The organism is Spirabiliibacterium mucosae (genome assembly GCF_014884965.1).
Taxonomy (GTDB): Bacteria; Pseudomonadota; Gammaproteobacteria; order Enterobacterales; family Pasteurellaceae; genus Spirabiliibacterium; species Spirabiliibacterium mucosae.
Genome location: NZ_JABTBO010000005.1, coordinates 40,511 through 49,726, shown reverse-complemented (window position 1 = coordinate 49,726; position 9,216 = coordinate 40,511). Strand labels below are relative to the sequence as shown.

Genomic DNA, 9,216 nt, shown 5'->3' with positions numbered 1-9,216 from the left:
GAGAATGAGAAGGAGTCGATGGGGATGATTGTAAAACCGGCTGCGGTTATATTGTCGATTTTACAGGTAGTTTTCATCTACTACTTCCAAACAACCGTCGCAAAACTGGACCGTGTTTACGACCTAGTTCTGCAATCCACTGTGCGCATCGAAACCCTTAACTCTAAAACCGTTGAGTTAGACCGCCGTATCGAGAGCGTTAAATCAAAAGTTGACCGCATTTCTGAGCGTATAGCAACCCTTGAGGGTAAAAAGGCGAGCTCTAATGAAACTAACGTTCAATAACTGGGGTGGTATTGCCCCACGGCTTGACCCGCTGCGATTGCCTGTTGGCGTCGCAGCAACATCTGTCAATGTAAGGCCCGATCCGTACTCGTTAAAAGCGTGGTATTGCCCGAAAGACGCTGGGTCTAGCGTCCGTCCGTCAACTAAAACCGTTTTCCGATACACTGACAGTCATTGGTTCGAGTTCGATTATTTAGCGTCGGTGGTTAAAGCCCCAATCATTAATGACCCAAACCACGAGGTTGTGTTTACGGCTAACGACGGCCTGCATTACACCCGAAACAGTGTGGCAACTAGCCGCGCACCGTACCCATCAACAAGCTACAAGCTCGGTATCCCACAGCCGGCTAAGCCGTCTATCAGCGGCGGAGACTCTCGAGCGGTGTCTGACACAGACGTTGATGTCGAGGACGTTGCGTACGCAGTAACGTGGGTGGACGCGTTTGGCCGTGAAGGGCCTGCATCGCCAGCGTCTAGCGTGGCGCGGGTTAAACAAACTAAGAGCACCCGCACTGCGATAACGATTAATCGCCCCGCGCAGCCCAGCGGCAACTATAACTTCGGGCGTGGTGCAGTCTGGCGTATTTACCGCACTAATACCGCGTCCGACGGGTCGGGTGTGTGGCAGTATGTGGCAGATGTTCCATACACTACGGACCGGTACACAGATACGCGTCGTAGCGAGGATGTGCTTGAAGAGATGAGCACAACCGACTGGTTTGGGCCGCCCGATGACAACCGTTCGTTATGGCCATCTGGGCCAGCCAAAGGTGTAGTGTCTGTGGCGAACAGTTATCTGGCTTGTTTTACAGGCCGGACTCTGTGTTTCTCTGTTCCTAACGTACCGCACGCATGGCCGCCGTCGTTTCAGATTGTTGTCGAGTACGACATCGTTGGCTTGGCTAGCGTTGGTACTGACCTCGTCGTGTTGACCAAAGGCCACCCGTATGTCGTTACAGGCGGCGGACCGGGTAACTTGCAGGCAATTAAGTTACCGGACCCGCAAGCATGCGTTTCGGCGCAGAGTATTGTGGCGTTAGAGGACGGCGTGATGTACGCCTCGCCAGATGGTCTGTGCATTATCCGTGGTTATCGTTCTGAGTTAGTGAGTTCTGATGTGTTCGACGAGCGCACGTGGGCCTCTTTGAAACCCGCGTCTGTCAACGCGGCGTACTACGAGGGCATGTACCTGTTTACCTGTAAGGACGCAACTAAGTGCTACATCTACGTCCCTAACGCTAAGCAGCAGTCGTTGCGCGAAGTGAATTTTCTCCCGAAAGTGATGTACACCGACCTCGCTACCGATACGCTCTATTATCACGAGGGCGATGGACGTCTTAAAGCGTTCAATAAGGGCGACGGTAAATTCAGCTACAAGTGGGAAAGCGGACGCTACGACATGATGAGACCTGTCAACATGTCGTGGGGGCGTGTCTACGCATCTGATTACCCTGTCACGTTTAAACTCAAGTCACGCAATGGATGCGCCAATGAGCGCGTAGAAACGTACACTGCTCATTGCTCTAAGCCGTTTCGCTTGAAAGGCGGATTCCTATCCACAGAGTACAGCTTATTGATTGAAAGTGACAAAACTGTACATGACATTCAGATCGCAAACAACCTCAGTGAGTTCGGAGCAGTTTAATGGCGATTAAGCGTTCTCAACCAGCTATCGGCAATGTGCCGGCCACGATTAAAGACCCCCAAATGCGGTCGTTTTTAGAGTCATTACGCACTGCATTACAGACGTTCCAAGGCGGTCGTACAGGTAATGCTGAGCTTGACCGGGCAGTGACTGTCGGCGAGCTGCTCGGTAAAGGCTTTAAGTTTAACGGCGACCGCGCGGCGATCGCACGTGCTCTGGCGAATGTAGGTAAGACGGGGGGAGGGCGCGGCGACGAAGAGGAAATCGAACGCCCTACAATCCCAGCCGGATTTGAAGTAACTGTCGGCTGGACGTCAGCATTACTGCACTGGGAAGACCCCACATACAAGGGGCACTCATACACTGAGATTTTTCGCCAGCGTACCAACCTAAACGCACGCAAAGAGCCTGTTGACCGCCCACAATTTAACGAACGCAACTTGTTCGCTGTTAGTGTCGGTAATGTGTACTCAGACAAGCTGGAATACAACAGCGGGTACTATTACTGGATTCGCCACGTCAATAAGTTAGGACAAGTCGGCCCAATTCAGTCTACTGAGGGTTCGTTCGTTAAGACCCGCCGCACTATGAAAGAGGAAGTCGAGTCTGCTGGTATGCACTGGGTTGCTGCGGTCGATGGAGTTCCTACGTCAAAAGGCGAGTCGAGTACGATTTACGACGAGCGAACTGGCCGATTGTTGTTCTGGAACGAAGCGAAGGGCAAATACCTCACTATTGCTGAAAGCACACCGTCAATGACGGAGATTGCTGACCAGATTAACGCGGTGCGGATTAAAAGCAGCGTCCCGAAAAATAACGAGGGCGAGTCTATCGTTGTAGACGGGGTGTTATACCGATGGGATGGCAAAAAATATAACAGCTCCATCGACGCCGCGCTAATCGCTGGGAAGTTGGCAGCGACGAATATACCTGCCCTGAATGAGCTTGCGGGTAAAATCGGTGTCGATAAGCTCCCGACTAACATACCGTCGGGTAATCTTGGTGATATTCCAGCGGCAAAAATCAAAGGTATTCTGAGTTCATCGAACATACCTTCAATACCTACCACTAAATTGACTGGTACGTTGTCTAAATCGTCAATCCCAGCGTTACATTTTTCTGATATTGGTGGGGCGTTGGCTGAGACTCAAATACCTGTCATACCTAAAACCAAACTACCGTCGATCTCATTTAGCGACATTAAAAATACAATCGGTATCGGGCAAATGCCTCCGGTTCCGACATCAAAGCTGACGGGGCAGGTTAACGCTAGCCAAATTGCGGCTAACGCTATCGGCGCGAACCAGATTGCAGCCAACGCGGTTACTGCGGGTAAGATTGCAGCTAACGCAGTTGGGGCTAATCAGATCTCAGCTAATGCGGTTACTTCCGATAAAATCGCAGCTAATAGTGTTTCGGCTGGGCATATATCAGCTAACGCTGTTGGCGCTAACCATATCGGCGCTAACGTGATTCAAGCTAAACACATAAAAGCTGGTGAAGTTGGAGCTGAACAGATTGCAGCCAACGCGGTTACTGCGGGTAAGATTGCAGCTAACGCAGTTGGGGCTAACCATATCGCGGCCGAAAGCATATCAGTTCGCCACTTGCACGTGATGAACCCAACAAACGTTGTTATGGACTCAACGTTCTCCGACCCAGACGCCTGGTCGCTCGGTGGTAGCTGGGTTATCGGCTCTGAAGATAAGGAGCGGCATATCGTAACCACCGAGAGCAAAACTGCTGTTAGCAATTCGGACTATATATCTGAGTTTCGATCGCACGCATTTGTAGTAAGCCCCGGTGAACGGTACTTTCTGTCTTATGAAGTTGCTATGGACGGAACAGAACAGCTGGCAGACCCGCCAGCGCTCGTATGCAGCGTGGACATAAAACGCTGGATAACAGTGTGGCCACGGGGGATTACGTCACCTTCGCGGGTGCGTGGTGAGGTTAAGCAGGGCGATTGGAATTGGATTACAACCACGCGGGTCGTTGAAATCCCCGAAGGCATAAAATACGCGCGTTTTCGCGTTAGCAGACGCGCGCCAAGCGTAGGGGGATCAGCGCGTGGTGAAATGCGTGTCCGCAATATCATCGCGCGTTTGATGGCTGGTAGTGACCTTATCGTTGACGGCTCTGTATCCGCTGAGAAGATTGAAGCCAATGCGATTACTGCTGAAAAACTTGCGGCTGGCGCGGTCATTGCGGGTAAGTTGGCGGCGAATGCTGTTGTGGCAAACAACATTGCCTCAAACGCTGTTACAGCCGACAAGCTCGCAGCAAACTCGGTGGTGGCGGCTAAGATCGCCGCGGCCGCGGTGGGGGCAGACCAAATCGCAGCTGGGGCTATTAGCACTAGACATCTCGCTGTCGGTAATGGCGTCAACCTGCTGGTCAACCCAACGTTCGGTTCTACCGATGGTGGTAGGTCGGCGTTCGGGTGGTCGCCGTCCTTAAAACCGCGCACCGCTATAACAGGGTCAGGGCGAGCAGAGTATTTAAATTCGGTCTCGTCAGATTTACCTCAGAATATCAGACTGGGGTTAAATGAGCGTATTCTCGTCCTCAGTAACACCTTCACCAATTACAAGGGCTTAAAAGCAGGCTCTCGCTGTCTGTTGGCGCGTACAACTGAGGATTTCAACCTTGAGCCCGGTAAAAAATATATTGCGTCTGCTTACTACGTCGGTGTTCGCTGCTACGCGCGCTTGCGAATTGAAGAAATTGATATGTCAAGCGGAAGCGCGAAGTATATCAGAGTGCTCGGATACGGCACACCGATATTCGCCCAAGATGGCGACGCTAGCCCGGCGGCATTTAGACGCACCGCCATCGCATTCACTGCCCCTACTGGTGCTGGCAGGGTCGTTCGTTACTGCTTTGAGGGTTACATCAACCACTTGAACTACAACGATGACGACACGGCGGCTATGTATTTCATGCGCCCTATGCTCGAGGCGGCTGGTGACGGCGTTAGAAATGGCACTAACGTATCGCCGTCCGACTGGGTAAATAGCGGCATGACGGTCATCGACGGCGGTCAAATCATCACGAACTCCATTACGTCTGCACAAATGTCCGCTGGGTTTATCTCGGCGTACAAAGCAGAGATTAAGAATTTCGCGGCTGAGCAAATCAGCGCTAGCACAATTAGCGGTGACAAAGTTACTGCGACGGATACTCTGTGGGGTAATCTCATTCGGGGTAAGAGGATTACTGCTGAAACTGCCAAGGTAGCTAACAGCTTGACCGTCGGAGACCGAGTAAAGATTGATGGCAACGGTATTGAAATTTACGGGCGCGGCAGAAGAGAGAACAAGGGGTTGGTCATCACTAATGAGTACATTGCGGTGTATGACCTGCGCGGCAATCTGAGGGCGAAGATGGGGAAACTTAGATAGTGGCTACATTTGTGGGTTTTGATTTTAGGCCGTCGAGACGCAGGCCAGGATATGGTATATGGCCTTCAGGATATGGCTCACATTTGTTTGTTAAGTGGGACTACGAGTTTGGCAGGTATGACATCAATCGAATAGACCTTGCTCGACACCGAGGCGGGAACGGGAGCTTTCTAGCCCCGATAACGGTGTGCTCAAAAGCTTTGGTTACTGCTGGTGGGGTTATTAGACCCCCACGAGAGTTTCGGCCGGGCTGGGACAGCGAGCCAGACATATACTACACCGAGAAAGCTATCCTCATTTCCCCTTGGGCAAACCGTGACGATTCTACTTTTGTCGTCCAGAATGCCAGACAAGCTGGTGGTTTTCAGTCTGTATTTAACTCTTTTTATGCTATGTATTCTCCGACTGTGGGTAACTATATCAATAAGGGGGAGTACGGTATATCTGGTATCGGTTTTGATTACTCTCAGCCAATACACTCAGTTTATAAAAACTCAGTGACCAAAACGTTCACATTCGACGGTAAAAAATTCGAGTTTACGTTCGAACTACCGGTGCCCAGTACAAACCAAAATATCATCAATGCGTGGGTCGACATGTACGGACCTGACCCCAACACAGGTAGAGAAATACGCATGCCTTGCGATGCAGTTGTTCGGTTAGCTGGGCCAAAAAGCATCAAGTTGGACTATTCGCGTGAGCGTGGGATCAACAATCAGGTTAGAAAAGGCAATCGGCGCATAGTAATCGAATACGAGTGCGTTGCGTCAGCTTTCGCTAGTGATGATGAGTACGGTTTTCGGGTGTACGGAGATGATGGGCGCTTGACGTTTGACTCAGGTAACGCAGCCATATTGACGCACTTAGCAGACATAGTCGTGCCACCGCCAAACGGTAAAGGAGTTCCACATATCTTCACTTTCGGAAATTACGAGCCATGTGTGGTCATATCGGGGGAGCCTGACTCCCTAACCCCTAGTCAGACAGGGGGTACTGTATGGCAGATCGGCCCTCTATGCACGAAGCGTGGAAACATGCTCGCAGTCCCCGCATATGAAGTGCGAGGAGTTACAGGTGGCCTCAGAACCACACCAGTTCAGAGGTTCGGGCCTAGCCTACGTGTCTATGGCGTAGAAAGTATTTTAACGAGGTAAAACATGTTTATACAAGTAGACTCAGCCACTCGGCGTCTTATATCGGTGTCGTACATTGATGACGTCGCGGATCATTTGGACGAGCCGCTGGGCGAGGGATGGTACCAAGTACCGGATATGGACTTTGCGCGCCCTCTGTACGACTATGTGTTCGACGGTGAAGGGATAAAGCTCGACTATTCACCGGCGGAATACCTGCCAGTAAAAAAAGCAGACAAGCTTAGCGAAGTTAATTTTAAGGCTGAGGCGTTTGTGTATACCGCCGCGCGTACATATGAAGTCCCCGAGTTCGAGAAAAATACGTGGGTTCTTCAGGCCAAAGAGTCAAAAGCATGGAAGGCTGACCCGAGCACGCCGACTCCGCTGATGGACATGATCGCAAAGCAGCGCGATGTACCACGAGAGTTGTTGCTTGAAAAAGCGTACGCAAAAGCAGTTAAGTTCGAGATGTTAACCGCGTGCGTTGCGGGTCAACGGCAGAAGCATGTCGACCGTATCAATGCCGCGCAGACCCTAGAAGACCTTGATTTTGAAGTGGAGTACAAATGTGAAATGTAAGCAAGTATTAATCGCTATCGACCAATTTTTCAATGCGTTGTTCGGCGGTATGGCTGACGAAACGCTGAGCGCGAGAGCCTGGCGGTTGAGGAACACACATAAACGATGGCGGCTATCAAAAGAAGCTATTGATAGGTTGTTCTTCTTCCAGCCTAACCACTGCTACCACGCTTATATGAATGAAATCGAACGGAAGCAGTTACCGAAAGATTATCGACCTTAACTACAACGGAGACCAAAACTATGACTAAACGACCTTTAGGAATCAGAAATAATAACCCTGGCAACATCGAGTGGGGTTCACCATGGCAAGGACTCAAAGAGAAAACTGCACAGAGTGGGCGGTTCTGCGAGTTCAAATCACCTGTATGGGGTGTGCGTGCTATCTGTGTGTTGCTTATCAATTACTACGATAAACATAAGCGCGACACTGTGCGCAAGGTGATCAATCGCTGGGCGCCGCCTCACGAGAATGACACTGGAGCATACGCTGCCCATGTGGCCAAACAGATGGGCGTTCACCCTGACAAAAAACTCAATCTTCACGAGTATGACACATTGCGCGGCTTAGTGTGCGGTATTATCCGGCATGAAAACGGCAAGGGTCCGCTCGATACCGATAACACTTGGTATAGCGATGCGGTTATCGATGAGGCACTCCGTCGCGCGGGCGTTGTTCCGCATACTCGGACCGTGGGTAAAACGCCAGTCACCCGCGAGACTGTTGGGGCGACTACCGCAGCCGGTATCGGTGCGGCGCAGATTATGGACGCCGTTGGCCAGCTACAAGACGCGGTCAACACCACCCAAGACGCGTTTAGCGCAGGGTCGTATGTTCAGATTGCGCTCGGTGTGTTGGCAATCTGTGTAGCAGCCTACATCGCATGGGCACAGATGCGTAAACATAAAGAAGGAGTGATTGAGTGATTCTTTGGTTAAAAGAAAAGCTCTACATGGCGGGGGCAATCCTCGCCATTTTAATAGGAGCGTATTCTCTCGGGCATCGAGCAGCCCGTAAGTCGGCGCAGGAGAAGACCGTCCGAGATGATTTGAAACGTACTGAAAAAACAGTTACTGTAATAAAGGAGACGCAAAATGAAATCAGTAAAAAGACTAATGATGACATTCATCGTGAGTTGTTTACTAAGTGGGTGCGTAAGTCACGTGACTAGCGGACTGCTTTTTTGTGACCTCGCTTCGCCTATCTATGTTGGTGTGACAGATCAGATGTCGAGTGAGACCGAGAGGGAAATTTTGGCCCATAATATCCTCGGTCAAAAAGTGTGCAAGTGGTAGAAATGGACCACCAGCGGGCCCACCGAGAAATAGACTGGATTATAAGTTATTGATTAAGGAGCAGTTTATTGGGTTTTTATGAATTTGATCCCAATTCATAATTGCTCCTTTTTTATGGTTACACTGTTATTCAGTGAGTTTTAGTATATAACAGATTTTAAATAAAATCAATAGCTTGTAATTTTGAGTGGAAAATAGCGCTAAATTTGCGCACGCAATACGCTACAAATCTTTGTCAAATGGGCGAATTTATGCTTGAATAGCGCATGAACATATCATAAAAAAGGGAGGCAACATGCGTGTTCATCCTGATGCACAAAAGGTGCTTGATTTCTGGTTTGATGAACAACATCAGCCGTATTGGTTTAACAAAAACGACGCCTTTGATGAGGCGATTAAACGCCAATTTGGCGATGTGCTCACACAAGCCGCCGCCTGCGAGCTCTCCGAGTGGCGCACCACAGTAGAAGGGCGGCTGGCTGAAATCATTGTGTTAGACCAATTCTCGCGCAATATTTATCGCAACAGCCCACAGGCCTACGCGCAAGACGACATCGCGCTGGCACTCGCGCAAGAGGCATTGAAAAAAGAAGGCTATGTGGCGCTGTGCCCAGTGCAGAAAAAGTTTATCTTAATGCCGTTTATGCACAGCGAATCGCGCGTGATCCACGAGCGCTGCCTGCCTTATTTTGAAGCACTGCAAGATGAGCTCACGCTGGATTATGAACTGCGCCACAAAGCCATCATCGACCGCTTTGGCCGCTACCCACACCGCAACGCCATCTTAAACCGCACTTCAACCCCCGAAGAGCAAGACTTCCTCAAACAACCTGGCAGCGCATTCTAAGCAAACAAAAACCCCACCATCAGGTGG

The 9,216-nt window shown here is 50.4% G+C and carries 7 protein-coding genes; all 7 read left to right on the top strand.

Features of this window, described 5'->3' with window-relative positions:
• Positions 1-18: 18 nt before the first annotated feature.
• The 7 genes from HPC37_RS02795 (at position 19) to HPC37_RS02765 (ending at position 9,189) form a co-directional block, all read left to right on the top strand.
• A complete protein-coding gene (locus HPC37_RS02795; protein WP_208121709.1) occupies positions 19-285 on the top strand; it encodes a hypothetical protein in 267 nt (88 codons plus the stop codon).
• Positions 266-1,930 carry a hypothetical protein gene (locus HPC37_RS02790; RefSeq protein ID WP_208121708.1) on the top strand — a complete coding sequence of 555 codons (1,665 nt, stop codon included), beginning with the start codon at positions 266-268 and terminating at the stop codon, positions 1,928-1,930. The genes HPC37_RS02795 and HPC37_RS02790 overlap by 20 nt, the downstream gene beginning before the upstream one ends.
• Complete coding sequence (locus tag HPC37_RS02785; protein ID WP_208121707.1) at positions 1,930-5,334, top strand: hypothetical protein; 3,405 nt, start codon at positions 1,930-1,932, stop codon at positions 5,332-5,334. Before HPC37_RS02790 ends, HPC37_RS02785 begins: the two co-directional genes overlap by 1 nt.
• Positions 5,335-6,533: 1,199 nt before the next feature.
• Positions 6,534-7,046 (top strand): hypothetical protein, encoded by a 513-nt coding sequence (locus HPC37_RS02780; protein ID WP_208121706.1) that lies wholly within the window; start codon positions 6,534-6,536, stop codon positions 7,044-7,046.
• A gap of 243 nt (positions 7,047-7,289) precedes the next feature.
• Entirely contained in the window at positions 7,290-7,973 is a 684-nt protein-coding gene (locus HPC37_RS02775) for a hypothetical protein (protein WP_208121705.1), read from the top strand.
• The gene (locus tag HPC37_RS02770; protein WP_208121704.1) at positions 7,970-8,218 is read left to right on the top strand and encodes a hypothetical protein; all 249 of its coding nucleotides are present in this window, start codon (positions 7,970-7,972) and stop codon (positions 8,216-8,218) included. Before HPC37_RS02775 ends, HPC37_RS02770 begins: the two co-directional genes overlap by 4 nt.
• 419 nt (positions 8,219-8,637) lie before the next feature.
• A complete protein-coding gene (locus tag HPC37_RS02765; RefSeq protein ID WP_208121703.1) occupies positions 8,638-9,189 on the top strand; it encodes a DUF924 family protein in 552 nt (183 codons plus the stop codon).
• Positions 9,190-9,216 lie beyond the last annotated feature (27 nt).

Bases quoted from the DNA above. Each gene is read 5' to 3' on its own strand.
- HPC37_RS02790 (WP_208121708.1), top strand. From the start codon at position 266: ATGAAACTAACGTTCAATAACTGGGGTGGTATTGCCCCACGGCTTGAC.
- HPC37_RS02795 (WP_208121709.1), top strand. From the start codon at position 19: ATGGGGATGATTGTAAAACCGGCTGCGGTTATATTGTCGATTTTACAG.
- HPC37_RS02765 (WP_208121703.1), top strand. From the start codon at position 8,638: ATGCGTGTTCATCCTGATGCACAAAAGGTGCTTGATTTCTGGTTTGAT.
- HPC37_RS02775 (WP_208121705.1), top strand. From the start codon at position 7,290: ATGACTAAACGACCTTTAGGAATCAGAAATAATAACCCTGGCAACATC.
- HPC37_RS02785 (WP_208121707.1), top strand. From the start codon at position 1,930: ATGGCGATTAAGCGTTCTCAACCAGCTATCGGCAATGTGCCGGCCACG.